This is a genomic window from Streptomyces sp. NPDC051018 (genome assembly GCF_044456085.1).
GTDB lineage: Bacteria > Actinomycetota > Actinomycetes > Streptomycetales > Streptomycetaceae > Streptomyces.
In genome coordinates this window covers 272983-299336 of record NZ_JBITFN010000003.1, presented here as the reverse complement: position 1 = coordinate 299336, position 26354 = coordinate 272983, and the positions used below count along the sequence as shown (strand labels likewise).

The 26354-nt window shown below is 71.0% G+C and carries 23 protein-coding genes; 12 read left to right on the top strand and 11 right to left on the bottom strand.

The features are described 5' to 3' along the window. Positions 1–66: 66 nt before the first annotated feature. The 7 genes from ACIBCM_RS07680 to ACIBCM_RS07650 all read left to right on the top strand — a co-directional run bounded on the left by ACIBCM_RS07680 (position 67) and on the right by ACIBCM_RS07650 (position 7364). Complete coding sequence (locus tag ACIBCM_RS07680; RefSeq protein ID WP_399241045.1) at positions 67–1221, top strand: cupin domain-containing protein; 1155 nt, start codon at positions 67–69, stop codon at positions 1219–1221. Further along, on the top strand, positions 1218–2054 hold the full coding sequence (locus ACIBCM_RS07675; protein ID WP_399241044.1) for a fumarylacetoacetate hydrolase family protein: 837 nt from the start codon (positions 1218–1220) through the stop codon (positions 2052–2054). The genes ACIBCM_RS07680 and ACIBCM_RS07675 overlap by 4 nt, the downstream gene beginning before the upstream one ends. Then, positions 2051–2713, top strand: a complete 663-nt coding sequence (locus ACIBCM_RS07670) for a maleylpyruvate isomerase family mycothiol-dependent enzyme (RefSeq protein ID WP_399241043.1) — start codon at positions 2051–2053, stop codon at positions 2711–2713. The genes ACIBCM_RS07675 and ACIBCM_RS07670 overlap by 4 nt, the downstream gene beginning before the upstream one ends. A gap of 16 nt (positions 2714–2729) precedes the next feature. Further along, positions 2730–3995: an FAD-dependent monooxygenase gene (locus ACIBCM_RS07665; RefSeq protein WP_399241042.1), complete on the top strand. Its 1266-nt coding sequence runs from the start codon at positions 2730–2732 to the stop codon at positions 3993–3995. A gap of 136 nt (positions 3996–4131) precedes the next feature. Then, complete coding sequence (locus ACIBCM_RS07660) at positions 4132–5226, top strand: S-(hydroxymethyl)mycothiol dehydrogenase (RefSeq protein ID WP_399241041.1); 1095 nt, start codon at positions 4132–4134, stop codon at positions 5224–5226. After that, positions 5223–5855 carry an MBL fold metallo-hydrolase gene (locus tag ACIBCM_RS07655; protein WP_399241040.1) on the top strand — a complete coding sequence of 211 codons (633 nt, stop codon included), beginning with the start codon at positions 5223–5225 and terminating at the stop codon, positions 5853–5855. Before ACIBCM_RS07660 ends, ACIBCM_RS07655 begins: the two co-directional genes overlap by 4 nt. A 186-nt stretch (positions 5856–6041) precedes the next feature. Beyond that, on the top strand, positions 6042–7364 hold the full coding sequence (locus ACIBCM_RS07650) for an MFS transporter (protein ID WP_399241039.1): 1323 nt from the start codon (positions 6042–6044) through the stop codon (positions 7362–7364). A 328-nt stretch (positions 7365–7692) separates the two neighbouring features. Here the strand turns inward: ACIBCM_RS07650 and ACIBCM_RS07645 are convergent, their stop codons facing one another. Further along, the gene (locus ACIBCM_RS07645; protein WP_399241038.1) at positions 7693–8295 is read right to left on the bottom strand and encodes a PadR family transcriptional regulator; all 603 of its coding nucleotides are present in this window, start codon (positions 8293–8295) and stop codon (positions 7693–7695) included. A 172-nt stretch (positions 8296–8467) separates the two neighbouring features. On the opposite strand from ACIBCM_RS07645, the gene ACIBCM_RS07640 reads away from it, so the two are divergent. The 3 genes from ACIBCM_RS07640 (at position 8468) to ACIBCM_RS07630 (ending at position 12367) form a co-directional block, all read left to right on the top strand. Next, entirely contained in the window at positions 8468–9559 is a 1092-nt protein-coding gene (locus ACIBCM_RS07640; RefSeq protein WP_399241037.1) for a Rieske 2Fe-2S domain-containing protein, read from the top strand. Between the two features lie 27 nt (positions 9560–9586). Continuing rightward, positions 9587–10651, top strand: coding sequence for a PDR/VanB family oxidoreductase (locus ACIBCM_RS07635; protein WP_399241036.1), 1065 nt, complete (start codon positions 9587–9589; stop codon positions 10649–10651). Between the two features lie 921 nt (positions 10652–11572). Continuing rightward, positions 11573–12367 (top strand): IclR family transcriptional regulator, encoded by a 795-nt coding sequence (locus ACIBCM_RS07630; RefSeq protein WP_399241035.1) that lies wholly within the window; start codon positions 11573–11575, stop codon positions 12365–12367. 310 nt (positions 12368–12677) lie between these two features. On the opposite strand, the gene ACIBCM_RS07625 is transcribed toward ACIBCM_RS07630, so the two are convergent. The 6 genes from ACIBCM_RS07625 to ACIBCM_RS07600 are packed head-to-tail and all read right to left on the bottom strand — an operon-like array spanning position 12678 to position 19379. Next, positions 12678–14033, bottom strand: coding sequence for a serine hydrolase domain-containing protein (locus ACIBCM_RS07625; protein WP_399241034.1), 1356 nt, complete (start codon positions 14031–14033; stop codon positions 12678–12680). Between the two features lie 38 nt (positions 14034–14071). Next, positions 14072–14965 carry an ABC transporter permease gene (locus tag ACIBCM_RS07620; RefSeq protein WP_399241033.1) on the bottom strand — a complete coding sequence of 298 codons (894 nt, stop codon included), beginning with the start codon at positions 14963–14965 and terminating at the stop codon, positions 14072–14074. 14 nt (positions 14966–14979) lie between these two features. After that, positions 14980–15927, bottom strand: a complete 948-nt coding sequence (locus ACIBCM_RS07615) for an ABC transporter permease (protein WP_399241032.1) — start codon at positions 15925–15927, stop codon at positions 14980–14982. Next, positions 15924–16982: an oligopeptide/dipeptide ABC transporter ATP-binding protein gene (locus tag ACIBCM_RS07610; RefSeq protein WP_399241031.1), complete on the bottom strand. Its 1059-nt coding sequence runs from the start codon at positions 16980–16982 to the stop codon at positions 15924–15926. The genes ACIBCM_RS07615 and ACIBCM_RS07610 overlap by 4 nt, the downstream gene beginning before the upstream one ends. Next, positions 16979–17854, bottom strand: coding sequence for an ABC transporter ATP-binding protein (locus tag ACIBCM_RS07605; protein WP_399241030.1), 876 nt, complete (start codon positions 17852–17854; stop codon positions 16979–16981). The genes ACIBCM_RS07610 and ACIBCM_RS07605 overlap by 4 nt, the downstream gene beginning before the upstream one ends. Next, complete coding sequence (locus ACIBCM_RS07600; protein WP_399241029.1) at positions 17847–19379, bottom strand: ABC transporter substrate-binding protein; 1533 nt, start codon at positions 19377–19379, stop codon at positions 17847–17849. The genes ACIBCM_RS07605 and ACIBCM_RS07600 overlap by 8 nt, the downstream gene beginning before the upstream one ends. A 621-nt stretch (positions 19380–20000) precedes the next feature. Between ACIBCM_RS07600 and ACIBCM_RS07595 the strand changes: the two genes are divergently transcribed. Next, the gene (locus ACIBCM_RS07595; RefSeq protein WP_399241028.1) at positions 20001–20795 is read left to right on the top strand and encodes an IclR family transcriptional regulator; all 795 of its coding nucleotides are present in this window, start codon (positions 20001–20003) and stop codon (positions 20793–20795) included. 87 nt (positions 20796–20882) lie between these two features. After that, positions 20883–22493, top strand: coding sequence for an amidohydrolase (locus ACIBCM_RS07590; protein WP_399241027.1), 1611 nt, complete (start codon positions 20883–20885; stop codon positions 22491–22493). A 72-nt stretch (positions 22494–22565) separates the two neighbouring features. On the opposite strand, the gene ACIBCM_RS07585 is transcribed toward ACIBCM_RS07590, so the two are convergent. The 4 genes from ACIBCM_RS07585 to ACIBCM_RS07570 all read right to left on the bottom strand — a co-directional run bounded on the left by ACIBCM_RS07585 (position 22566) and on the right by ACIBCM_RS07570 (position 26224). Beyond that, complete coding sequence (locus ACIBCM_RS07585; RefSeq protein WP_399241026.1) at positions 22566–23321, bottom strand: sulfite exporter TauE/SafE family protein; 756 nt, start codon at positions 23319–23321, stop codon at positions 22566–22568. Positions 23322–23402: 81 nt separating this feature from the next. Continuing rightward, complete coding sequence (locus ACIBCM_RS07580) at positions 23403–24077, bottom strand: enoyl-CoA hydratase/isomerase family protein (protein WP_399241025.1); 675 nt, start codon at positions 24075–24077, stop codon at positions 23403–23405. Positions 24078–24242: 165 nt separating this feature from the next. After that, positions 24243–24944 carry an NADPH-dependent F420 reductase gene (npdG, locus tag ACIBCM_RS07575; RefSeq protein ID WP_399241024.1) on the bottom strand — a complete coding sequence of 234 codons (702 nt, stop codon included), beginning with the start codon at positions 24942–24944 and terminating at the stop codon, positions 24243–24245. Between the two features lie 80 nt (positions 24945–25024). After that, complete coding sequence (locus ACIBCM_RS07570; protein WP_399241023.1) at positions 25025–26224, bottom strand: lipid-transfer protein; 1200 nt, start codon at positions 26222–26224, stop codon at positions 25025–25027. Between the last annotated feature and the right edge of the window lie 130 nt (positions 26225–26354).

The window sequence follows — 26354 nt, the reverse complement described above, 5'->3', positions numbered from 1 at the left end:
TCCCGGACTGTTCTGGCAGGCAGAATATTCTATTCCCATTACTGGCCTGCGGAGCACTGTGCCTCCATGACCGACCAAGACACGAACGTCGTCTCGCCCGTCACGCTGACGGCCGAGGACCGGCCCGATCAGCCGCCGGTCACCCCTGAACTGGAGGACCTCTACCGCGGATTCGAGCAGTCCCTGCTGGTGCCGCTGTGGACCCGGATCGGTGATCTGATGCCTCCGCAACCCCGGTCCAAGGCACAGCCCCACCGGTGGGAGTGGAAGACCCTGCTCGATCTGGCCGACCGTTCCGGGGGCCTCGTCGCGGTCGGCCGCGGCGGTGAGCGGCGCGCGATCGCACTGGCCAACCCCGGCCTGGACGGGCGGCCGTACGCCACCCCGACGCTATGGGCCGCCATCCAGTATCTGATGCCGGGCGAGGACGCGCCCGAGCACCGCCATACGCAGAACGCCTTCCGGTTCGTCGTCGAGGGCGAGGGCGTGTGGACCGTCGTGGAGCGTGAGCCGGTGCCCATGCACCGGGGCGACTTCCTGCCGCAGGCGGGCATGCACTGGCACGCACACCACAACGCGGCCGACACCCCGATGGCCTGGATCGACGGGCTCGACATCCCCTTCCAGTACGGCATCGACGCGCAGTTCTTCGACTACGGCCGTAACGAGCTGTCCGAGCGGGAGCACGCCACCCCCGGCCGCTCCCGCTCGGAACGGCTCTGGGGCCATCCGGGCCTGGCCCCGGTCTCCCTCCTCGGATCCAGGGAGGGCACCCCCCTGCTGCGCTACCGCTGGGAGGACACCGACGCCGCCCTGACCGCCCAGCTGGAGCTGGAACGCGAGGGCCACCCCGGCACCGTCGAGCCCGGACACGCCGTGGTGCGCTTCATCAACCCCACCACCGCCCGGGACGTCCTGCCGACCGTCCGTGCCCAGTTCCACCGCCTCCTGAGCGGATACGAGACCGCTCCGCGCCGGGAGACCGGCTCGTCGGTGTACCAGGTGTTCGACGGCGCGGGCAAGGTGAGTGTGGGCGACCACGCCTGGTCGGTCCAGCGCGGCGATCTCTTCGTCGTCCCCTCCTGGGCACCCCTGTCGATCCGCTCCGAGGCGTCCCCGTCCGACTCCGACTCCGGTGCGCTCGACCTGTTCCAGTTCAGCGACGCGCCCGTCCTCGGAAAGCTCGATCTGTTCCGCACCCACGTCGAGGAGAGCGCGTGAAGCTCGCGACCATCCGCCTCGGAGACCGTACCGCCGCGGTCCGGGCCGAAGGAGAGTATCTGGTCGAGGTCGGCCCGCCGGACGTGGGCGCGGTGCTCGCGTCGGCCGCCGGGCTCACGGGCGCGTCGACCGCCGACGGCCCGCGGCACCCTGCCGACGGCGCGGTGTTCGCCACGCTCGTGCCGCGCCCCGGCAAGGTGGTCTGCGTCGGCCTGAACTACCGGAACCACATCAAGGAGATGGGCCGGGAGCTGCCGGAGCACCCCACCCTCTTCAGCAAGTTCACCGACACCCTCATCGGTGCCCGTGACGACATCCGGCGCCCGGCCGAGACCGAGTCGTTCGACTGGGAGGCCGAACTCGCGGTGGTCGTCGGCCGGCCGGTACGGCGCGCCGACGAGGCGGCGGCCGTGGACGCCATCGCCGGCTTCACCGTTTTCAACGACATCACCTGCCGGGACTGGCAGTTCCGCACCCGTGAATGGCTCCAGGGCAAGAACTGGGACTCCAGCACACCCGTGGGCCCGTACCTCGTCACCACCGACGAACTCGGCGGCCCCCGACCCGCACTGGACATCCGCTGTGCGGTGAACGGGCGCCTGATGCAGCGGGACACCACCGGCGACCTGCTCTTCGACCCGGTCGACCTGGTGCGGTACGTCTCCACCATGATCCGGCTCAATCCGGGAGACATCATCGCCACCGGCACCCCCGGAGGAGTCGGCCACGCCCGCAGGCCCCCGGTCTTCCTTGAGGACGGCGACACGGTCACCACCGAGATCGAGGGCCTCGGCCGGCTGGAGAACCGCGTCGTCTCCGAGGAGTCACGATGAACACCCCGGACACCCCGGACACCCCGAACACCGCACTCGCCTGGGTGGCCGAGGGCACCGCACTCTGCGCGAAGGCCCTCGAAGGGCTCGACGAGACCGCGTACGCGGCCCCCTCGCCGCTGCCCGGCTGGACCCGCAAACACGTCGTGGCCCATCTGGCCGGGAACGCCGAGGCCGTCGGCAACCTCGTGCGCTGGGCGCGGACGGGTGTACCGACGCCGATGTACGCCTCCCCGGCGCAGCGCGCGGAGGCCATCGAGGCGGGTGCCGGGCTGCCCGGCGAACAGCTCACCGTATGGTTCCGGGAGTCCGCGCGGGCCCTGGCCGACGCGATGGCCGCACTCACCGGGGACCAGTGGCGGGCCGAGGTCGTCACCGCCCAGGGACGGACCGTGCCCGTGAGCGAGACCCCCTGGATGCGCAGCCGGGAGGTCATGGTCCACGCCGTCGACCTGGGCACCGGTCCGGGGTTCGCCGATCTGCCCGAGGCGTTCCTCGCCGAACTCCGCGCGGACATCCTCGCCCGGCGCGGCCGGGACACCGTTCCCGCCGTGCACGGCAGTCCGGCGGAGATCACGGCCTACCTCGCGGGCCGCCCCTGCACCGGTGTCACGACCACCGACGGCCTGCCCGCCGAGCCCCTGACACCGTGGCTGTGACCACGAGGAGAAGGACATGAGAACCACAGACACCCACCGCCCCGACGTCCTGGTGATAGGCGGCGGGATCGGCGGCCTCTCCGCGGCCCTCGCCCTCAGCCGCAAAGGACTGGGAGTGCGCCTGTACGAGCAGGCGCCGGCGTTCGGCGAAGTCGGCGCGGGCCTCCAGATCGCACCGAACTGCACCCGCATCCTCGACGCCTACGGACTCCTCGGCGAGGCCCTCTCGCTGGGCGTCACGCCCGAACACATGGTCATGAAGGACGCCGTGGACGCCGGTGAGCTGACCCGTCTGGACCTCAAGGACCTGGAACGCCGCTACGGCTTCCCCTACATGGTGATCCACCGCAGCGACCTGCACGGCATCATCCTGCGCGCCTGCGAGCGCGCGGGCGTCGAACTGGTGAGGGACGCGCGCTGTGTGGCCTACGGGAACACCGCCGGCGGCGCGCGCGTCACCTTCGCCGACGGCCGGAGCGACGAGGCCGAGGTCGTCATCGCCGCCGACGGTCTCCACTCGGTCGCGCGCAAGCTCCTCGTCGACGACGAGACGGTCAGCTCGGCGTACGTCGCCTACCGGGCCGCCGTGCCGTACGAACGGGTGCGGGGCAACGGAGTGCACCGCGACGACGTCGTGGTGTACGTCGGACCGCGGTGCCACTTCGTGCAGTACCCGCTGCGCGGCGGCGAGATGTTCAACCAGGTCGCGGTCTTCGAGTCGGCGAAGGCGCTCGCGGGCGCGGAGGACTGGGGGACACCCGACGAGCTGGACCGGGCCTTCGAAGGCGCCTGCGGACCGGTCCGGCGGGGGCTGCCGCTGATGTGGCGCGACCGCTGGTGGCGGATGTACGACCGGGACCCCATCACGAAGTGGGTCAGCGGCCGGATCGCGCTGCTCGGAGACGCCGCCCATCCGCCGCTCCAGTACATGGCCCAGGGCGCCGTCATGGCCATCGAGGACGGCTGGGTCCTCGCCGAGCACGTGGGCGCCCGGCACGGCAGGCGCTCGCGGGAATCCTCCGGCGTCGACTGGGAGGCCGCCCTCGCGGCCTACGAGGCCGCACGCCCCGAGCACTGCCGCCGGGTGGTCACCACCGCACGCCGGTGGGGCGAGCTGTGGCACCACGACGGAATCAAACGGCTCCAGCGCAACGCGCTGCTGCGCTCCCGCGACACCTACGACTACACCTTCACCGACTGGATCTACGGCCCCACCGCACTGACGCCCGAGCAGGAACCGCGGCTCTACCCGACGATCCCGCTGGACTCGGTGAAGGTCTGAGCACCGTCCGTGTGTGTCCGCGCCCCGGCGACCCCTCCCTCAGGTGTCCGCCCGGCCGCCGGCTCCGCGTCAACCGGACCGGCCACCGAGTCCGCGTCAACCGGCACCGACCGTGCCGCGAGGAAAGGAACCACCCATGCCCCAGCAGGTACGAGGCGTCATCGCGCGGTCCCAGGGCGAGCCGGTCACGATCGAGACGATCACGGTGCCCGACCCCGGCCCGGGCGAGGCCGTGGTGAGGATCCAGGCGTGCGGAATCTGCCACACCGACCTCCACTACCGTGAGGGCGGCATCGGCGACGGCTTCCCCTTCCTGCTCGGCCACGAAGCGGCCGGAGTGGTGGAGTCGGTCGGCGAAGGCGTGGCCGGGGTCGCCCCCGGTGACTTCGTCGTCCTCAACTGGCGAGCGGTGTGCGGACGGTGCCGCGCCTGTCTGCGCGGACGCCCCTGGTACTGCTTCAGCACGCACAACGCCGTGCGGAAGATGACCCTGACCGACGGCACCGCGCTCTCGCCCGCGCTCGGTATCGGCGCCTTCGCCGAGAAGACCCTGGTGGCGGCCGGGCAGTGCACCAAGGTCGACCCGGCCGCGTCCCCCGCCGCCGCGGGCCTGCTGGGCTGCGGTGTGATGGCGGGGCTCGGCGCCGCCGTCCACACCGGCGGGGCCGCACGAGGCGACACCGTGGCCGTCATCGGCTGCGGTGGCGTCGGCTGCGGAGCCGTCGTCGGCGCCCGTCTCGCCGGGGCCGCGAGGATCATCGCCGTGGACATCGACGGCCGCAGGCTCGCCGACGCCGTCTCCCTGGGCGCCACGCACACCGTCGACGCCAGGGAGACCGGCCCCGCCGGAGTCGTCGAGGCGATCCGTGAACTGACCGGCGGCTTCGGCGCCGACGTGGTCGTCGACGCCGTCGGCAGCCCGGAGACATACCGGCAGGCGTTCTACGCCCGGGACCTGGCCGGCACCGTCGTGCTGGTCGGCGTACCGGCCCCGGAGACGAGCATCGAGCTGCCGCTGCCGGACGTCTTCGGACGCGGCGGGAACCTGAAAGCGAGCTGGTACGGCGACTGCCTCCCCTCCCGTGACCTCCCCGTGCTCGTGGACCTCTATCTCCAGGGACGGCTCGATCTGGACGCCTTCGTCACCGAGACCGTCACCCTGGACGGAGTCGAGGACGCCTTCACCCGTATGCACACCGGCGAGGTGCTCCGCTCGGTGGTGCTGTTGTGACGGCCGCCGGTATCGAGCACCTGGTCACCTCCGGCACCTTCAGCCTGGACGGCGAGACCCGGGACGTCGACAACAACGTCTGGATCGTGGGGGACGACCACGAGGTCGTCGTCATCGACGCCGCCCACGACGCCCGCGCGATCGCCGCGGGCGTGGGAAGGCGGCGGGTGACGGCCATCCTGTGCACCCACGGCCACGACGACCACATCGGTGCCGCACCCGCCCTCGCCGAACGGACCGGCGCCCCGATACTGATCCATCTCGACGACCGGCTGCTGTGGAGACACACCCACCCCGGCCGGAACCCCGACGGCTATCTGACGGACCTGCGCCGGATCGTCGTCGCGGGCATCGAGCTGACCGTGCTGCACACCCCCGGCCACACTCCGGGAGCGGTCTCGCTCCACGCCCCCGGCCTGGAGACGGTGTTCACCGGTGACACCCTCTTCCAGGGCGGACCGGGAGCCACCGACCGTTCGTACGCGGACTTCGGGACGATCATCCGCTCCGTACGCGACCGGCTGCTGCCCCTGCCACCGGCCACGGTGGTCCGCACCGGCCACGGCGGGACGACGACGATCGGCGCCGAGGCACCGCACCTCGACGAGTGGATCGCCCGCGGCTACTGAACACCTCCCGGCCGAACCGCCCCCGTACAGCTCCCGGACATACCTCACCTTCCCCGTACACCCCCGAAGGCGAATCCGCGGCCGCCTCCCCCCCACACCTTCCCCCGGGCGTTCTCGCTCTCGCCGTCCCCGTCCCCGGTCCCCCTCGCCCCGCTCCCCGGGACCAACCCTCAGGAAGGAACAGAAGTGGACCTCCGCGCCCGCATCGACGCCGCGCCGATGAGCCCCTACCAATGGCTGATCGTCGCACTGTGCGTCGTGCTCAACATCCTCGACGGCTTCGACGTCATGGCCCTGGCCTTCACGGCCAAGAGCATCAGTGCCGACTTCGGTCTCAGCGGCTCGGCCATCGGCGCCCTGCTCAGCGCCGGACTGATCGGCATGGCCGTCGGCGCGCTCACGCTGGCCCCGATCGCCGACCGGCTCGGCCGCCGGCCGCTCATCCTCGTCTCCGTCGCGCTCGCCACCGCCGGCATGGCCCTGTCGGCCACGGCGGGATCCGCGTGGCAGCTCGGTACCTGGCGGGTCCTCACCGGCCTCGGTATCGGCGGCATCCTCGCGTGCACCACCGTCATCGCCAGTGAGTACTCTTCGGCCCGCTGGCGAGGACTCGCGATCAGCCTCTACACCGCCGGGTACGGCATCGGCGCCACCCTCGGCGGACTGTCCGCGGTGTATCTGCGCACCGAACACGGCTGGCGTGCGGTCTTCGTCGTCGGAGCCGTCCTCACCGGCGCCGCACTGCTGCTGCTCACCCTGCTGCTGCCGGAGTCGATCGAGTTCCTCGCCACACGAAGACGCGCCACCGACCTGGCCGCCGTCAACCGCATCGCCCGCCGGATCGGCCAGGAACCGGTCTCCTCCCTGGAGACCGCCTCCCACGCCGGCACCGACCGGGCCGGACGTATCGCGGACCTGTTCTCCGGTGACGGCACCCGTTCGACGCTGCTGTTGTGGACCGCGTTCTTCACGACGATGTTCGGCTTCTACTTCGTCAACTCCTGGACACCGGCGCTGCTGGAGACGGCGGGACTGACGACGGACCAGAGCGCGACCGCCGGAATGATGCTCACCCTCGGTGGCACCGTCGGCGCCGTGGTCTTCGGCATGGCGGCCACCAGCCGGTCGACACGGCGGCTCCTCATCGTCTTCACGACGCTCTCCGCCCTGTTCATGGCCCTGTTCATCGTCGCCACCCCGGTCCTGGGCGTCGCGTACGTGCTCGGCATCGTGATCGGCGGTCTCGTCAACGGCTGCATCGCGGGGCTCTACACCCTCGCACCCTCCCTGTACGGGCCGCGGCTGCGCACCACCGGAGTCGGGTGGGCGATCGGCATCGGCCGGGCGGGTGCCATCCTCGCCCCCACGGCGGCCGGTGTGCTGCTCGACTCGGGCTGGACTCCCGCACAGCTGTACTTCGCCGTCGGCGGTGTCGTCCTCCTCGCCACCCTGGCGCTGGTGTTCCTCCGCCGGGCCCCCGTCCCCGGGCCCGCCGCCGTCGTCGGCTGACACCGCGGGGCCGGCCCGGGCGCGGTGACGGTGTCCCGGCCCTCCCGCTCCGGGCCGGCCCCCGCGCATTCGGCCGGCCCCGGGCCGTACCGCGCTGTCGTACGAGGGCCGGGGCGCCGGGCGCTGCTGTGGGCTCGGCGCCTCCGTGATCCCGCCGGCCCTCCGGCGCGCGGCGGCTCCGCGAAGCCGCGCGACCCCGCGACGGGCTGCGGCTCACCAGAAGATCGGCCACCCCCTCGAAGCCGGGCCCGGACGGCCGCGGTCACCCTCCGGAACCCCCGGCACCGGCCGTCCCTACGGCTGTCCGGTCCGGCTCACGAAGAAGGCATCACACCGTCGGCTCCTGGGCAGGCGGCAGCTGTTCATCGATCAGGACGAGTCCCCGGCGGGCCCACTCGATCTCCGTCCGGGCCCGCTCGACCAGACCGTCGTAGGCGAAGACCTTGAACGCGACGATGCGGTCGTGCTGCTCCGGAGGCGAGGCGGCCAGCCGCGCGGCGAGCGTGGGATTGGTGCGGTCCAGCAGCCGTTCCCGCAGCTCCAGCCACTGATCGAGCTGTTCGGTGTGGAAGGCGATATGCCGGCGCAACTGCTCCCGGGCCGCCTCGGGGTCCGACCATTCCAGGTACGCGGCCTTCAGATGGTGGACGTCCCTCTCCCGCTGATACCCGAGCGGTGTGCCGACCCACTCGCGGAACCGCGCCACCCCCTCGGGCCTGATCCGGTACTCGCGCTTGGTCCTGCGCCCGCCCGACGGCAGCTCCTCCGCGTCGATCAACCCCTCCTTCTCCATACGGCGGAGCTCGGGGTAGATCTGCGAGTCCGGCGCGTGCCAGACGAACCCGACCGAACTGCCGAACTGCTTCGCGATGTCGTACGCGGTGAGCGGGCGCGCCGTGAGCAGGGCGAGCAGGGCATATCTCAGACTCATCGGCCGCCTGCCTTCAGGACCCGGCGGAGACCCGGCGCGGCCCCCGTACGGGCAGAGGTCTTGCCAATACCTATGGCCATAGGCATAGTGTAGGCCATCCCCTCGATACCTATCGCCATAGGTATTTCATGGGCCGGGGCGGAACAGCCCGCCCCCTCGCTTTGGAGGACCCATGCGTTACCCGGAGACGAAGACGACCGACAAGATCCTGGGACACCCGCTCAACGCCTGGTACGCGGCCGCGTGGGATCACGAAGTCACCACGGGCGGGATCTTCTCCCGGACCGTCGCGAACCGCCCCCTGGCGCTGTACCGCACCGCGGACGGCCGCCCGGTCGCGCTCGCGGACGCCTGCTGGCACCGGCTGGCGCCGCTGTCCATGGGCAAGCGGGTGGGGGACGACGAGGTCCAGTGTCCCTACCACGGACTGCGGTTCAACTCCGCCGGGCGCTGTACCTCGATGCCGGCCCAGAAGACCGTCAACCCGAGCGCCATGGTGCCCTCCTTCCCGGTCGTGGAACGTCACCGGTTCCTCTGGGTCTGGCCCGGCGACCCCACGCTGGCCGACCCGGACACCGTGCCCGACATGCATCAGATGAGTTCGCCCGACTGGGCCGGGGACGGCCTGACCATCCCGGCGAAGGCCAACTACCAGCTCATCCTCGACAACCTCATGGATCTGACACACGAGGAGTTCGTCCACTCGACCAGCATCGGCCAGGAGGAGCTGAGCGAGTCCGACTTCGACGTCACCCACGACGAGCGCACGGTCACGGTCACCCGGTGGATGCTCGACATCGAACCCCCGCCGTTCTGGCTGAAGAACCTGCGGGACAGATTCCCCGGATTCGAGGGCCGGGTCGACCGCTGGCAGATCATCCGCTTCGAGGCCCCCTCCACCATCCGTATCGACGTCGGTGTGGCCAAGGCCGGCACCGGAGCACCGGAGGGCGACCGGAGCCAGGGCGTCAACGGCTATGTGATGAACACCATCACCCCGGAAACGGACCGGACCTCCCACTACTTCTGGGCCTTCATGCGCAACTACCGCCTGGACAGCCAGCTGATCACCACACAGACCAGGGACGGTGTGTCGAAGGTGTTCGCCGAGGACGAGCGCATGCTCGTGGCCCAGCAGGAAGCCATCGACGCCAATCCCGGCCACGAGTTCTACAGCCTCAACATCGACGCCGGCGGAATGTGGGTGCGCAGGATCGTCGAGCGCATGCTCAGGGCCGAACAGCTCGTCGCCGCCGGCTCCTGACCCTTCACCGAAACGCGAGGACGAACAATGGCGGCTGAAAACCGGGCCGGATGGCAGATCGGGCGCGTTGTCGAGACGGAGCCCGTGGCGACGGGCATCCGGCGCATCGTAGTGGAGACCGGGGAGCCGAGGCCGGCCGCGCCCGGGTCCCATGTGAAGGTCGTCGTCGACATCGGCGGACGCGCGGACACCCGCTCGTACTCCGTGGTCTCCTCCAGCGGCCACGGGCGCCTTCTCACCCTGAGTGTGCAGCGCGCTCCCCGGTCGCGGGGCGGCTCGGTGTTCATGCACGCCCTGCGCGCCGGGGACCCGGTCGAGATGAGCCGGCCGCACCAGAACTTCCCCCTCCGTGTGGGGGCCGGGCGCTATGTCCTCCTGGCGGGCGGTGTCGGCATCACGGCCGTCGCGGAGATGGCCCGTGTGCTCCGCCGCCTCAAGTCCGACTACCTGCTGGTGTACGCCGGCAGGTCCCGGGAACACATGGCCTACCTCGCGGACCTCGAACAGCTCCACGGGGACAGGATCCGGGTCCATGTGGACGGCGAGGGCACGAGCCTCGACGCGGCGGCACTGGTCGACGAGGTCGCCGCCGGCGGCCCGGCGGAACTGTATATGTGCGGTCCCATCGGACTCATGGACGCCGTCCGCCGCCGCTGGCGGGAGCGAGCGCTGCCTCCCGCCGATCTGCGGTACGAGACCTTCGGCAACAGCGGCTGGTTCGCACCCGAGGAGTTCGTGGTGTCCGTGCCCCGGCTCGGGATCGAGACCGTCGTCGGGGCCGGTCAGTCGATGCTCGACGCCCTGGAGAGCGCCGGTGCCGAGATGATGTCCGACTGCCGCAAGGGCGAATGCGGTCTGTGCCAGGTGAAGGTGCTGGACCTCCAGGGGCGGGTGGACCACCGCGACGTCTTCTTCTGCGACGAGGAGAAGCGGGACTCCCGGAAGCTGTGCGCCTGCGTCTCCCGGGTGATCCGGGACAGCGGCGCCGGGGGCGGCCCCGCCGGGGAGGACCGTCTCTCCGTTCCCGTACGTCCTGTGAGTCCCGTGCGTCCCACGGGTGAACGCGCCCGGCTCACCCTCGACATCCCCTGAGCCGCGGACGCGCCCCGTCCACCGGATCAACACCATGTCTCCGGGCCGCCCGAACCGGTGAAGACCGGGACCGGCCCGCCTTCCCGGTCCGCCTTCCCCGGGCCGGGCCACTGACCCGGGGCCGGGACACCCGCAGGGGCACGCCCGGCCCGGAGCCGGCCCCCTTTCGGCACCGCCCTGGCTGACGCCTCATCACCCCCGCCGGCCCCGGCCCTCGTTCACCTCACCCGGTACGAGGGGCGGGGCCGTTTCCGTAGAGGGAAGTGCCTGACGGCGTGAACGGCCGAACAGACCGTCCCCAGCCGGGCGTTGCCAGGAGCCCTGCCCGGGAGGCCGCCCGGCGCGGAAGGCCGCCGAGGCCCCCTCGGCCCGCGATGCCGAAAGCCCTCTCGGGCCGCCGTCGATGTCCGCGCGGAGCGGACCGGGTGTGGCGCGACTCACCCGCCGTCCGCATGGGCGGTTCGGGCGGTGCGGGAAGAGTAATGAGGTTTGAGGGCGTTGTCTGTGCTGATGGGGAGTCGATTGGATATCGAGCGGAATTACCGTCAGCGCCTCCTCTGGGAATATTGTTATGCAAAGTCCAACGTTGCAATCGGATGCTGGTTGCTGGCAGGGTGGAGGCTCTGCGAACAGCCGTACCATGACCGAAGTGAAGCAGACCGAAGTGAATCAATACGGGGAGGTACCAGCCTTGTTCGACGTGGTGCCGCGGGGAGGCCGGGGGGCCTGCCGAGCGGCGGCGACCCCGTCCTTGGCCGGTCCCGCAGCCGCCGGAATGTACGTTCCGACTGCAATTCGGCCGAGTGGTCCCCGGGTACCGCGACCCGGACCGGGTGATCGGGGGGCGGCCCCTGCGGGGTTCGCCGGGCGACCCAGGCGGTCTGACACGACGTCGGTACGGAAGGGGCCGGGGGCTGACCGGTGACCGAGGTCGAGGGGAAAGCCGCCACGGCACGCAACAACTCCGCCTCCCTGAGGCGGGCGCTCGCCATCCTGCTCCATCTCGGGGAGGGCGGCGGTTCGGGGGGCGCCACGCTCACCGAACTGACGGCGGCCCTGAGCATGAACAAGAGCACGGTGCTGCGTCTGCTGGCGCCCCTGTGCGAGGTACGGCTGGTGGAGCAGGACTCGCGCACCGGCCGCTACCGGCTCGGATCGCGTACCGCGCAGCTGGGACATGTCTATCTGGACCGTCTGGACCTTCGGGAGACGGCCCACGACGTGCTGGAGCGGTTGACCGCCGACACCGGCGAGACCTCCTGTCTGGTGATCGCGGATCTGCCGGACGTGGTCTCCGTGGACAAGGTCGACAGCCCGCGATCGGTGCGGATGCACGCTCCCATCGGCAGCCGCCGGCCCGCCTACTCCACCGGTGTGGGCAAGGCCCTGCTGGCACACGCCGGAGCCGACGCGGTGAACGCGGCCCTCGCGCACGGACTGCCACGGCGCACCCCCCACACCCTCACCACCCCCGAGGCGCTCCACGCCGACCTCGCCGTGATCCGCTCGCGCGGCTACGCGGTGGACGATCTGGAGAACGAACCGGACATCCGCTGTGTCGCGGCCCCGGTGTTCGACCACACCGGCGCGGCGGTCTGCGCCGTCAGTGTCTCCGGGCCCGCCGCGCGCGTCACCGCCGAGAGGGTTCCCGTGCTCGGACCGCTGGTGTCGGCCGCCGCGGCGGATATCTCGCTACGACTCGGCGCGGCCGGCTGAGCCCGGCCCGCGGTCCCCGGCCCGTTCGCCGATCCGGCCGGGGACGGGAACCGTCCTGGGAGTGACGCGCCGGAGCTTGCCGCGCGCTGCCGCCGGGCCGTCCGGCGGCGTAACCCGTCCGCCGGGGAGCGCGACCGGGCGAACCGTACCCGTGTTCGTCGCCGCGACGGGCGGGCCGCTGCCGGCGGTGGCCGTCGCGGGACCGCCGTCCCTGGTCGTGCTTGCGGTGGCACCCACAACGGTGGGCCGGGTACGTCGGTCAGGCCGGCCCACCGGTGTGCCCCCGTACTGCGGTCAGGAGACAATCCGGTCAGGAGACCCGGTGCGCGATCCGGTCGTGATGGCGCAGGGCGGAGACGGTGCCGTCGGCTTCCCGGACGAAGGAGAGGGCGTCCCCGAGCGGGCTTCCGTCGTCCTTGAGCGCGACCAGGGTGTCCGGCGGTGCCAGCACCAGCCGGTCGGGGGAGTCGAGGGCGATGACGTACTGGCCCGGCTCCGCCGGTGCCTGGTTGGCGACGACGCTCATCTCGCCCTCGGCCTTCCCCGGGACGAGGGTGATGGTGCCGTAGAACCCGCAGTCGTAGGTCCCCAGCAGGGCGTCCGCCAGTTCGTCGGGTACGGGGAGCAGGGCACGGGCGGGTGCCTTGCCGAACGCGGCGGTGAGAATCAGTTCCTCGACCTCCTCGGCCACGGCCGCGCCCTCCAGCGAGTTCGTCAGCACGGTGAAGGCGAGGCCCCGGGAGGGGATGAGCACCAGACGGCTCGCATAGCCGATGGTGAGCCCGTCGTGCGACATCGAGGGGCTGCCCGCGCGCTCGTCGAGCATCCAGGCGAGCCCGATGTCACGGCCCGCGCTTCCGCGGTGGGCCTGGACGCGGAAGAGTCCGCCGGGCGCGGCGGGGGAGGTGACGTGGGCCGCGTACCGCATGAGGTCGCGTGCCGTGCTGAGGACACCGCCGCCGGGCACGTCCCAGCCCGGGAGCTGCCAGTGCCGCTGCCATCCCCGGTCGACCAGCAGGACGGGCCGGCCTTCCGGGTCGCGGCCGTGCGGTGCGGCGACCCGCCGGGTCACGACCTGGTCGGCGGTGGTGAACGTGCCCCGCATACCGGCCGGGTCGAGAACCACCTCCTGGAGGACATCCGTGTAGTGGCGGCCGGTGACGCGCTCCACCACCGCGGCGGCCACCATGATCCCCGGGCCGCTGTAGGAGTAGTCCGTGCCGGGGGCGAAGAGCAGCGGCCGGTGGACGAAGTGGGGCAGTGACGCCTGGACGGAGTCGTCCGCGTGCCCGGCGAGCAGATTCGGGGCGTCGGCGATCATGTTCTGCGCGTCGATGCCCGAGGTGTGGGTGATCACGTGCCGCAGGGTGATCCGCTCGTCGATACCGGTCCCCGTGGGGAACAGCGGTGCCACGGGACCGTCCAGCTCCACCCGGCCCTCCTCGACCAGGCGCCCGATGACGAAGCCGAGCAGGGTCTTGGAGATCGAGCCGACCTGGAAGATGGTGTCGGGATCCACGGGGAGGCTGTGTGCCACGTTGGTGACGCCGTAGCCCAGCAGCGTTCTCTCGCCGCCGGACAGTACGCCCACTGCGGCGCCCGGTACTCCGTGCCGGGCGAGGATCCCGGGGACGTGGTCGTCGAGCAGGGCGGTGAAGTCGGACACGGTGATGTTCTCCTGCGGGGTTCTGGACGCGGGCGGGGTCAGGCGCCGGCCGCGGTACGGGTGTGGGGGTCGAGCCGGTCGCGCAGGACGTCGCCGAGAAGGTTGAACGCGAGGACGAGGACCACGAACGCGATGGACGGGAACGCCACGACCCAGGGATCGGTCAGCAGATACTGCTGGGACGACGAGATCATGCTGCCGTAGTCCGCGTCGGGCGGGCGGACGCCGAACCCGAGGAAGCTCAGCGCCGCGTAGGCCCCCTCCGCGGTGGAGAGGTTGATCGCGGTCATGATGACGAGCGGGGAGGCGATGTTGGGCAGGATATGGCGGAACACGATCCACAGCCTGCCGCGGCCGCACAACCGCGCGGCGTCCACGAAGGCGCGCTGGGTGATCTCCAGCGTCGAGCCGCGGGCGATGCGCGCGAAGCGGGGGATCGTCACGATGCCGATGGCCAGGGACGCGTTGAGCAGACCGCTTCCCATCGCAGCGATCACGAGGATCGCGAGGAGGTACTCGGGGATCGCGAACAGCAGATCGACGATTCGCGACAGGACGCCGTCCCACAGCCGGCCCATGAATCCGGCCGCGATGCCGATCGCGGTGCCGATCACCAGGGCGAACACCACGGCGTATGTCGCGGACAGCAGCGCGGGGCGGGTGGCGGCGATGATGCGCGAGACCTGGTCGCGCCCGAGCGCGTCCGTTCCCAGCCAGTGGTCCGACGACGGCGGGGACAGCCGGGGGCCGGCGCTGACCTCGTTGGGGCCGTACGGCATCAGGAACGAGCCGAAGGCCGCCAGGAAGATATAGCCGAGGATGAGGAAGACGGCGACATTGGCGACGATGCCGCGCAGCGGCCAGCGGAAGGAGCGCTTCCCTGCGGGAGCCGGTGCGGTGGGCGGGGATGAGCGGGTGAGGGTGTTGGACACGCTGACTCCCGTTCCTAGGTGTGGATGATGCGTCGGTCGACGAACGGAAGCGCGATGTCGACGAGCAGATTGCCGAGGATGAACGTGCCGGCGACGACGAGAGCCTGCGCGGTGAGCTGGGAGAAGTCCCGGGTCGAGATCGAGGAGAGCACTCCGCGGCCCAGCCCTGGCAGGCTGAAGATCTCCTCGACGATGAACAGTCCGCCGACGAGGAATCCGAAGATGAAGCCGATCAGGGTGAGCACGGGGGGCAGCGCGGCGCGCAGCGCGTAGAGGTAGCGGATGCGCCACTCCGCGATGCCGTTGGTGCGTGCCGTGGTGACATGCGGCTGGGCGAGGACCTCGATCATCGACGAGCGGGTCATCTGTGCCACGAGCGGCGCGGTGGGAATGCCGACCGCCAGCGCCGGCAGCAGCATGGTCTGGAGGTTGCCGATCGGGCTTTCGGAGAACGGGATATAGCTCGCCGAGTACAGATTGGTGAGGTACTGCGCCGCCAGATAGAGGGCGGCGGAACCGGACACGAAGCCGGGGAAGGCGAACACGATCAGCAGGGGGATACGGATGCCCCAGTCGACGCCCTTGCCCGAGCGCGTCGCCGCGATGACGCCGACGGGGAGCCCGATCGCGACCGCGATGACCAGCCCCATGAGCGCCAGTTCGAGGGAGATCGGCGCCTGCTGGGCGATCACGTCGAGGTTGTCCTGCCCCGAGATGGGCGACACGCCGAAGTCACCGCGCAGGGTGGCCGAGAGCCAGTCGAAGTACTGGCGGTACAGGGGCTGGTCCAGCCCGAGGTCCCGCTCGATGGCGGCGATCGTCTCGGGAGAGGCCTTGGGCCCGGCGATCACCGCCGCGGCGTTGCCCGGCACGAGGCCGCGTCCCGCGAAGAACACCAGCGCCGAGAGCGCCAGCAGCACACCGGCGGCACCGGCGAGTTTCTTGGCCAGGTAGAGGATCACAGCTCTCCTCCGAGATCCGCCGCGCCCGCCGTGGCGGAACCGGTCTGTACGGCCCGGGTCAGCGTGAGTTCACCGGGCTTGTGGCAGCGCACCCGGTGGCCCGGGGTCATCTCGGTCAGTTCGGGGGCGACTTGGACACACGTGTCGTCTGCGATGGGGCAGCGCGGTGCGAAGCGGCAGCCCGGCGGGGGATTGACCGCGCTCGGCGGCTCCCCCCGCAGCACGATGCGTTCCACACCCTCCTCTCCCTCGAAGATGCCGGGTTCGGTGGAGCGCAGGGCGACGGAGTACGGATGCAGCAGACCGCGGTCGAACGCCTCGGCCGGTGCCTCCTCCACGATCTGCCCGAGATACATGACCGCCATCGAGTGGCTGACCTGACGCACCGCGCGCAGGTCGTGCGAGATGAACACATACGCCGTGCCGGTCTCGCGCTGCAACCGCTCCAGCAGGTCCAGCACCTGGGCCTGGAGGGAGGCGTCCAGCGAACTCACGGCCTCGTCGAGGAGGATGAGATCGGGGCGGGCGATCAGCGCACGGGCGATGCACACCCGCTGCTGCTGGCCGCCGGACAGCTGATGCGGGTAGCGGGAGGCCAGTTCGAGCGGGAGCCCGACGGCATCGAACGCCTCGTCGATACGCCGCTCCCGCTCGGCCTTCTCGACACCTCCGAGGGCCTCGGCGACACTGGCCCGTACCGTCATCCGGGGGTCCAGGGCGCTCGCGGGATCCTGGAACACCGCCTGCACCCTGCCGTCCGCACCGGCGCCGACATCGCGCAGTCCGGTGCCGACCAGCACCGAACCGGACGTCGGGGTGTCCAGTCCGGTGATCAGCCGTCCGAGGGTGGACTTCCCGCATCCGGACTCGCCGACCAGGCCGAGTGTGCGTCCGGCCCGCAGCCGTACGCTGATGCCGTCCACCGCGTGCACCTGGGCGCGCGCACCCCGCAGGCTGGTGCGCCGCATCCGGAAGTGCTTGAACGCCTCACGGACGTCGAGCACCACAACCTGCTGTTCTCCGGACGCCTCGGACAGGATCTGGTTCCCTGTCATGTCACCCTCTCAGTCGGGTCGTCCCCGTCGCCGGGGACCCTGCCGCGGGCCGCGGCGATCAGGGACCGGGTGTAGGGGTGGGTGGGGCGGGTCAGCACATCGGACGCCGCGCCCTTCTCGACGATCTCGCCGCCGTACATCACCATCACGGTGGTGCACAGCTCGGAGACCACACCGACGTCGTGCGAGATCAGCAGGAGCGTCATGCCCGCCTCGGCCACCCGCTCCCGCAGCAGTTCGACGACCTGGGCCTGAACGGTGACGTCCAGCGCCGTGGTGGGTTCGTCTGCGATCAGCAGATCGGGATGGTTGAGCAGCGCCATGGCGATCATGACGCGCTGCCGCATGCCCCCCGACAACTCGTGCGGGTAGCTGCGCCGCTTGACCGCGGCGTCACCGATCCCGACGCGGTGCAGGGCCTCCTCGACCCTCGCCGTACGCTCCTTGCGGCCGAGCGACTGGTGCGCCGACAGCACGTCCGACATCTGCCGCCCGACGGTGAACACCGGATTGAGGTTCCCCAACGGGTCCTGGGGAACGCGCGACATCCGGGTGCTGCGCAGGGACCGCAGCTCGGAGGGCTTGAGTTCCGTCAGAGGATGGCCGTCGAGATCGACCGTGCCGGTGACCGAGGCCGAGGCCGGCAGCAGCCGCAGAACGGCTGCCGCCAGTGTCGACTTCCCGGATCCGGACTCGCCCACCAGCCCGACCCGGTCGCCGGGCCGGAGGCTGAACGAGACGTCGTTTACGGCCGGCTGAGAGGCGCGGCCGTAGCGCACGGTGAGTCCGTCGACCGTGAGCAGCGGGTCCCGCGCGCCCGCCGTGCGGGCCGCGCCGCCGGCGGCGCGGCCCGATTCCGCAGTGCTAGTCACGGCTCACCCGGGCCAGGAACTCCCGGCTCTGGCTGGCGGGCATGTCGACCCCGCTCAGTTCCTTCTCGTGGGCGACCAGCAGGTTGGTGGCGAGCAGGGTGATGGTGGGGTAGACGTTCTCGGCCTCCCACTTCTGGACCTCGACCAGGGCCTTCTCGTAGGCGGCCGGGTCGGCGGCGCCCAGGGCGTCGTCGAGGAGCTTCTTCAGCGGGGCCGGGACGGGGCCCTGACGGCCCTCGGCCGGTGCCACGTACTGGTAGGGGTTCGAGTAGTACGACTGGGCGTTCCAGCTGAGCGCGTACTTGGCCTCACCGAGCCGGTCGGCCCACGCACCGACCTCCAGCGGGTCGAGCTTGATCTTGATGCCGGCCTTGGCCAACTGGGCCTGGAGGGTGGCCACCAGGTCGTTGGTACCCGGGTCGTAGGCGCTGATGTACATCAGCTCGGTGGAGATGCCGTTGGGGAAGCCGGCCTCCTTGAGGAGCTGCTTGGCCTTGGCGATGTTCTGGGTCGAGTTCGGCACCTCGGCGGGCTTGGGCGCCCAGGAGTTGCTGTCGGGGATGTAGACGCTGGGGCGGGCACCGTCGCCGCTGTAGGCGTGGTCGGCCAGGCCCTTGCGGTCGAGCGCGAGGGCGAGTGCCTGACGCACCTTCAGATTGTCGAAGGGCTTGGTCAGGTTGTTGACCTGGAGGAAGATCGTGGAGTCCGTCGGGACGTTCTTGACCGCCAGCTTGTCGGAGCTCGACAGGGTCTTGGCGCTGGACGTGGCGGTGAAGATGAGGTCGACCTTGCCGGCCCTGAGGTCGTTGACCTGGGTGGAGGTGCTCGGCACATAGAGCACCGTGAGCTGCTCCGACGCGGTCTTGTCGCCCCAGTAGTCGTCGAACCGCTTGAGCTTCAGCTCGCTGTTCGGGCGGTAGGAGTCCTGCTGCCACGGACCCGTGCCGACCATGCGGGTCGCCATCTTGTCCGCGGTCGCGGCCTTCTTGTTCATCACCGCGCAGCCCCACACCAGCGGGTTCGCCATGTTGTTGACGAACCCGGCGTCGGGGCGGCTGAGGTGGAACACCACGGACGAGTCACCGGACGCGACGGCCTTCTCGAACGTGGGGAACAGTTCCTTGTCGATCCCGTCCGGGCTGCTCTTCAGCCGTTCGAAGGTGTAGACGACGTCCGCGCTGGTCAGCGTCTCGCCGTTCTGGAACTTGACGTCCTTCCTGAGGTCGAAGGTGTAGCTCAGCCCGTCGGGAGAGCGCTTGTAGCCGGTGGCCAGCTGCGGCTCGATCTTCCCGTCCGGGGTGGTGGTCATCAGGCACTGGTAGGACAGCTGCCAGGCGAACCGGTCGGCGTAGAGCGCCGAGCCCTGCGGATCGAGCGTCGAGGGTGCCGCGGTCTCGGCCACGGTGATGCCCTTGGAGGACGAGCCTCCGCTGGGCGGCGGGGAGCAGCCCGCCGCGACCGCGGCAGTCGCACAGGCCGCGAGGGCCGCTGCTGAGCGGAAGGCATAGCCGTGCTTCTTCTTCATCTGAACCTCTTCTGGACTGGTCTGCGTCTTCCCCGTTCGGCTGCACGGCCGGTGACGGATCGCAAGACATGAGGTTTGCAATGCAATTCATCGAAATGCATTGCGGAATGCTTACTGACGCCCCATAGTGCTGTCAAGGCTCGGTCGGACAGGAGGGAGACGTGTCGTCCGCGCCGGCCGTCGCCCCCGGGGAGCCGGGCGGATCAAAAGATTCCGCTTGCCTTCGGCGCGGGTTCCCGAGCGGCGTCCGAGCGGTGATCCCGCCACCGGCACACACCGGCACTCCGCGGAAGGACCCCGGCCACACAGGGGCCGGACCGGCGCCCCGGGTGTGGCAGGGGCCGGTGGACCGCGGGCCCCACAGGGCGCGTACGGTGCCGGAACATCCCGGCCACACACGAACCCCACTCCCGAAGGGAACGAGAACCGCGGCCGCGTACCGGTGCGGGGAGGAGAGCGGCACCACACAGCCGAGCCCGCCCGCGCGTGACCGGGACCGACACGCACAGGCACCACGCGCCGGAGAGAACCGTCCTGCCGCCGGGAGCGATGGCCCGCTCACCGACCGCGGCGCACGGACACGTGCACCGGGGGCGACCCCGGAAGAGAGGAACACTCAGGATGAGCCCGGATCTGAACCCCACCCCTGGACGCCGTAACAATTCGGCGTCGCTGCGGCGAGCCATCTCCATCCTTCTGCAGCTGGGGGAGTCGACCGACGGGAACGGGTACACGCTCGCCGAGCTCAGCCGCGAACTCGACCTCAACAAGAGCACCCTGCTCCGTCTTCTCCAGCCACTCCTGGAGGCCCGCCTGGTCGAACACCCCGCGTCGGGCCGCTATCGCCTCGGCTGGCGCATGGCCCAGCTCGGCAGGGCCTATCTGGCGGGCCTGGACCTGCCGCGCAGCATGCACGACATCCTCCAGAAACTCGCCTCGCAGACCCGCGAGACCGTCCACCTCGTCATCGCCGACTTCCCGAACATCGTCTACATCCACAAGGTGGACACCCCGCACCCGGTGCGTATGTTCTCCCGGATCGGCAACAGCGCGCCCGCGTACTGCACCAGTGTCGGCAAGGCGATGCTCGCCCACGCCACACCGGAGACGGTCGACCTGGTCATCGCGAACGGCATGCCGGCGCACACACCCCGCACGATCACGACGGCCGAGGAACTGAGGGCCGCCCTGAGTGACATCAGACAGCGGGGCTACGCGGTCGACGACATCGAGCACGAGGAGGGCATCCGGTGTGTGGCGGCGCCGGTCTTCGACCACTCCGGGGCCTGTGCGACCGCCATCAGCGTCTCGGCACCCGCGGACCGGCTCCCCGGCGAGAACGTACCGGAACTGGCACCCCTGGTGATCGCGGCCGCCAACGAGATCTCCACCCGGCTGGGGGGAGCGATCCGGTGAGCCGTGGCTCCAGGGTGCGCGGCAGCCCGTGAGCGCTGCCGCGCCCGACGGACCCATCACCATCCCCGAGCAAGGAGTTTCCCTCTCGTGTCCTCCACCCTGGTCTTCCTCGGCACCGTGCGCACCGCCGACGCCGCCCATGGCGACACCACCGCCCTCGCCGTGCGCGACGGCGTCGTCGTCGCACTGGGACATGACGCCGAGAGGCTCGTGGACGGCGCCTCGGAGGTGATCGACCTCGGCGAAGGGCTGTTGATGCCCGCCTTCGGCGACGGCCACGCACACCCCCTCTTCGGTGGCCTCGAACACTTCGGGCCGCAGATCAGGGATCTGCGCTCGGTCGAAGCCGTCGTGGCCGAGGTCGGGCGCTGGGCCGCCGGGCACCCCGAGGAGGAGTGGATCGTCGGCGCGTCCTACGACCCCTCGCTCGCCCCGGGCGGGGATTTCGACGCGCGGTGGCTCGACAGGGCCGTCGCCGACCGCCCCGTGGTGCTGCGCGCCCACGACTACCACACGGTCTGGTGCAACACCGAGGCACTGCGACGGGCCGGTGTCGGCGCCGGCACCCCCGATCCGCGCCTCGGCTGGATCGCGCGCCGGCCCGACGGCACCCCGCTCGGCACCCTGCGCGAATGGCACGCCTGTGACCTCGTTCTCGACCGGATCCCGCGGCGGCCTCTCGACGAACTCGTGGACGCGCTCGCCCTCGCCACCGGGATCTGCGCCCGCGCAGGCCTGACCTGGCTCCAGGACGCCTGGGTGGAACCGGAGATGATCGACGCCTATCTGGCCGCGGAACGGGCCGGCGCCCTCGCGGCCCGGGTCAATCTGGCCCAGCGCGCCGACCCCGACCACTGGCGCGCCCAGCGCGCCGCCTTCGCCCGGGCCCGCAGCCGCGTCGAGCGCGAGGCCGGTGACCTGCTGTCCGCGCGCACGGTCAAGTTCTTCAGCGACGGGGTGATCGAAGGGGGGACGGCGGCGCTCCTCGATCCGTACGAGGACGCCCCGAACAGCTGCGGCATGCGGGTGTGGGAGCCCGCCGCCCTGGCCGAAGCGGTCCGCGCCTTCGACGCCGACGGCTTCCAGGTCCATATCCACGCCATCGGTGACGCGGGTGTGAGGGCCTCCCTGGACGCCATCGAGTCGGCGATCGAGGCGAACCCGTCCTGGGACCGGCGCCCGGTGATCACCCACGTACAGCTGGCGGACCCCGTCGACCTGCCCCGCTTCGCCCATCTCGGAGTGATCGCCAACTTCGAGCCCCTGTGGGCGCAGCTCGACGCGTTGCAGGGCGAGTTGACCGTGCCCCGTATCGGGGAGAGCCGTTCCGCACTGCAGTATCCGATCGGGGAACTGGCGGCCCACGGGACACGGCTGTCCTTCGGCAGCGACTGGCCGGTCAGTTCACATCTGCCGCTGGAGGGCATCCAGACCGCGGTCACCCGCCGCACCCCCGACGGCCACCCGGAACACGGATGGACACCCCACCAGCGCCTGACCGTCGACCGGGCCCTGGAGGCGGCGACCGCCGGGGTGGCCTATCAGGCGTTCGCCGACGACCGGCTGGCCCTCGTCCCCGGCGCCCCCGCCGACCTGGTCTGGCTCGACACCGACCCGCGCGCCGTCGATCCCCTGCGCATCCGGGAGATCCGCGTACGGGGCACCTGGCTCCAGGGCCTCCGGACGCACGGCTCCTGAGACGGCGGTGCCCGAGGCGAGGCGACCAGGCCGCGCCGCGACCCGTGCGCGCCCCGGCTCGGAGCCGTACGACTAGCGCTGAAAGGCCAGACAGGGAGCCAGCGCGGTGAGCACGGCGGCGAGGGTGTACTTGAGGGTACGGCCGCTCAGCATCCGCGCGAGCTTCCAGCCGATCAGGATCCCCGCCAGCTGCGGGATCCCGGTGAGGAGTGCGAGCAGTGGGTCGACCGCGCCCTGTGCGAGGTAGCCGAGGCTTCCGACACCGGCGATCACGATCGACTGCACCTGTGCCGCGGCGAGTACCGGGAGCAGGGGCATTCCCAGGGCGATCAGCAGCGGTACGGCCAGCAGGGGGCCGCCGAGCCCGAACGCCCCGGAGGCGGCCGCGACCAGGAAGCCGGTGGTCATCACGGTCGTGGCGGGCAGCCGGGGGACCGGTGTGCCGGGGGCCTCGGGGGCGCGCCGTTCCCGTGTCCACACCAGCACCCCGGCGGTCGCGGTGAGGACAGCGAGTCCGAGGGCGAACCCGCGTCCCGACACGAGACCGTTGAGCACGACCCCCACCGGTGTCCCGGCGAGGGACACACCGGCGAGGGCCCACGCCACGCGCACGGTGTCCGGATCCCGGAGCTGTCCGGAGCGCAGGAAGACCGAGGCGCCGAGGAGCCCGACGGCGGTCTGGGTGGCGATCGCGGTGCCGGAGACCTGCTCGGGAGTGAGGCCGGTGAGCAGGAGCAGGTCGGCGGTGACGAGCACTCCGCCGGGCCCCACCGCCGCCGTGCCGATGCCGGCGGCCAGCGCGAGCAGCACAAGGAGCCCTGTGTTCATTTAGGTCAAGGGAGTCGCCTGGCCTCACTGTCGTGGACGGCGGGGGGCTGCCCGGGTACGTACTCGGTCGAGCCTGCGGACTCAGTCGAGCCGCGCGAAGACGGCCGGCGCGGCCAGCGGTCCCCGGAGCGCCCGTGCCGTGGCCTTGGTCTCCTCGATGGAGCCCTTCGGGAACGCGCCGAGCCGGGCCGCCAGCTTCCACGCGCTCGTCAGCACCTCCTCGTCGGGGACGTGCTGTACGGCGATGCCGAGGCGGTACAGGTCGGGACCGTGCCAACGCCGCCCCTCCAGGACGATCTGGAGGGCGGTCGCACTTCCGTACCGCGAGGTGAGCCAGGCGAGGTTCATCGGTACCCGGAAGCCCATGGACAGCTCGAAGGTCTGGAGGAACGCCCCGTCCCCGGCCACGATCAGATCGCCCGACAGCGCGAAGGCGGCTCCGGCGTTGACGGCGGCGAGTTCCAGGGCCACGACGACGGCTTTGTCGCAGCCCGCCAGGAGTTCGTGGACCGCCCGCAGCGGTGGGTACACGACGACCTGGTTCGGATCGATCGCGCCGAGATCGAGGCCGGAACAGAAGCAGCCGCCCGCGCCGCGGAGCAGGATCGTGGTGACCTCGTCGTCCGCCAGGACGTCACTCAGCCGGTCACGGAACTCCGCCAGCATCTCGAAGGTCAGCGCGTTCCGCCGTGAGGGTCTGTTGAGAATGATCTCCGCGACGCCGGGAGCGTTCTTCTCGACGAGAACATCGTTCACAGGATGACTCCTTGCTCTGGAAAGTACATGGCGAAGGCGCCGGTGCGAGCGGCCGGACGGAGGCGCCGGGCCGCGGGGTTGGGAAGCCACGGGGTTGGGCCGCGGGGGCGGGAAGCCGCGGGCTGCCCGGTTCCGTCCTCCGCCCCGCCCATGCCCCGTCGGGGTCTATACGTCGGTGACGCGCAGGCCCGCGTGGGCTTTGTAGCGGCGGTTCACCGAGATCAGGTTGGCCACCAGGGACTCGACCTGGTGGGCGTTGCGCAGCCGTCCCGCGAAGACGCCGCGCATCCCGGGGATCCGGGCGGCGAGGGCCTGGACGGTGTCGGTGTCGGCGCGGGTCTCACCGAGGACCATCACATCGGTGTCGATCTCCTCCACGGACGCGTCCTGGAGCAGGACCGCCGACAGATGGTGGAACGCCGCCGTCACCCGCGAGGCGGGCAGCAGAGCGGCCGCCTGCTGCGCCGCCGAACCCTCCTCCGGCACCAGCGCGAACGCACCCTGTCTGTCGAAACCCAGCGGATTGACGCAGTCCACCACCAGCTTGCCCGCCAGGTCCTCCCGCAGCGCCTCCAGCGTCCGCGCGTGCCCCTCCCACGGCACCGCCACGATCACCACATCAGCACGCCGCGCGCACTCCGCGTTGTCCGCACCCTCCACCCCCAGCCCCAGCTCATCGGCCGCCGCCCGCGCCCGCTCCGCAGCCCGCGACCCGATGATCACCTTCTGCCCCGCCCGCGCCAGCCGATACGCCAGCCCACGCCCCTGATCACCCGTACCACCCAGCACCCCGACCACCAGGCCGGACACATCAGGCAGCTCCCAGGGATCCCTCACCACAGGCTTCGAGCCGGCACCGGCGTTCATCGGAGGTCCTTCCTTCGTCGTTGTGTGAGGCGGCTCGCCTGACGGCCCGGTGCCGGTGGCCCCGGTGCGCGTGGCGGCGTTCACGCGCGGCCCGCCTTCTCGTAGAGCGTGACCACACACGCGCCGCCGAGTCCCACGGTGTGCGACAGCGCGAGGCCGACATCTCCCTCGACCTGGCGGGGGCCGGCCTCGCCGCGCAACTGCCGTACCAGCTCGGTGCACTGGGCCAGTCCGGTCGCGCCCAGCGGATGCCCCTTGGACATCAGCCCGCCGGAGGGGTTCACCACCACCCGGCCGCCGTGGGTGTTGTCGGCGTCGTGGACGAACTTCTCCCCGGTCCCCTCCGGGGTCAGCCCCAGGGACTCGTAGGAGATCAGTTCATTGATCGTGAAGCAGTCGTGCAGTTCGACGACGCGGATGTCGGCGGGGTCGACTCCGGCGCTCTCGTACGTCCTTTGTGCCGCGACCCGGGTCATGTCGTAGCCGACCAGGTTCATCCGGTCGCCGGACTCGAACGCTCCGGGGACGTCGGTCGTCGGTTCCTGCGCGGCGATCCGGACGTCGGCGCGCAGCCGGTGACGGCGGGCGAAGTCCTCGCTCACCACGATCGCCGCCGCGGCTCCGCAGGTCGGCGGGCAGGACATCAGCCGGGTCAACAGCCCGTACACCTGGGGCGAGGCCAGGACCTCGGCCTCGGTCAGGGGCGTACGGAAGACCGCGAGGGGGTTGTGCGACGCGTGCCGCCGCGACTTGACCGCGATCTTCGCCAGGACCCCGGTGTCGAGGCCGTACCGCGAGGCGTACTCCTCGGCCGCGCCCGCGAAGAACTGGGCGGGCATCGGCGCGGTGTCGTGCCATCCCTGGAGCGCGGTCACCGACGCGATGCCCCGGGCGAGAGCCGCCGGGCGGTCGGGGAGCGTGTCCTTGCCGATCGCACCCGGCTGCATCTGTTCAAAACCCAGTGCCAGTACGCAGTCGGCGGTGCCGCCGGCGACGGCCTGGCGCGCCAGCCACAGTGCCGAGGATCCGCTCGCGCAGTTGTTGTTCACGTTGACGACCGGGATCCCGGTCCGGCCCACGCGGTACGGGGCGGCCTGCCCGCTGGTGGAGTCGCCGTACACATACCCCGCGTACGCCTGCTGTACGAGGCCGAGGCCGATGCCCGCGTCCTCCAGCGCGGCCCGGACCGCGCGTTCGCCCATCACGTCGTAGGTGTCACTCGCGCCGGGCTTCATGAACGGGATCATCCCGACCCCGGCAACGTAGACGTCGCCACTCACTGAATCTCCCGAGAGAAAGCTATTTCGAGTTCACTTTTGCTTGAAGTGTGCTGTGAGTAAGGGGTTGATGGCTTGATGTAAGCGAGTTTAGATTCACATCCACTGTTGGTTGGGCGCTGGGTGCGCTAGC

Excerpts from the sequence above, each read along its gene's own strand:
- ACIBCM_RS07600 (WP_399241029.1), bottom strand. The coding sequence starts at position 19,379 with ATGAAGAAGAAGCACGGCTATGCCTTCCGCTCAGCAGCGGCCCTCGCG.
- ACIBCM_RS07640 (WP_399241037.1), top strand. The coding sequence starts at position 8,468 with ATGCGTTACCCGGAGACGAAGACGACCGACAAGATCCTGGGACACCCG.
- ACIBCM_RS07645 (WP_399241038.1), bottom strand. The coding sequence starts at position 8,295 with ATGAGTCTGAGATATGCCCTGCTCGCCCTGCTCACGGCGCGCCCGCTC.
- ACIBCM_RS07670 (WP_399241043.1), top strand. The coding sequence starts at position 2,051 with ATGAACACCCCGGACACCCCGGACACCCCGAACACCGCACTCGCCTGG.
- ACIBCM_RS07660 (WP_399241041.1), top strand. The coding sequence starts at position 4,132 with ATGCCCCAGCAGGTACGAGGCGTCATCGCGCGGTCCCAGGGCGAGCCG.
- ACIBCM_RS07610 (WP_399241031.1), bottom strand. The coding sequence starts at position 16,982 with ATGACAGGGAACCAGATCCTGTCCGAGGCGTCCGGAGAACAGCAGGTT.
- ACIBCM_RS07585 (WP_399241026.1), bottom strand. The coding sequence starts at position 23,321 with ATGAACACAGGGCTCCTTGTGCTGCTCGCGCTGGCCGCCGGCATCGGC.
- npdG (WP_399241024.1), bottom strand. The coding sequence starts at position 24,944 with ATGAACGCCGGTGCCGGCTCGAAGCCTGTGGTGAGGGATCCCTGGGAG.
- ACIBCM_RS07665 (WP_399241042.1), top strand. The coding sequence starts at position 2,730 with ATGAGAACCACAGACACCCACCGCCCCGACGTCCTGGTGATAGGCGGC.
- ACIBCM_RS07635 (WP_399241036.1), top strand. The coding sequence starts at position 9,587 with ATGGCGGCTGAAAACCGGGCCGGATGGCAGATCGGGCGCGTTGTCGAG.
- ACIBCM_RS07595 (WP_399241028.1), top strand. The coding sequence starts at position 20,001 with ATGAGCCCGGATCTGAACCCCACCCCTGGACGCCGTAACAATTCGGCG.
- ACIBCM_RS07680 (WP_399241045.1), top strand. The coding sequence starts at position 67 with ATGACCGACCAAGACACGAACGTCGTCTCGCCCGTCACGCTGACGGCC.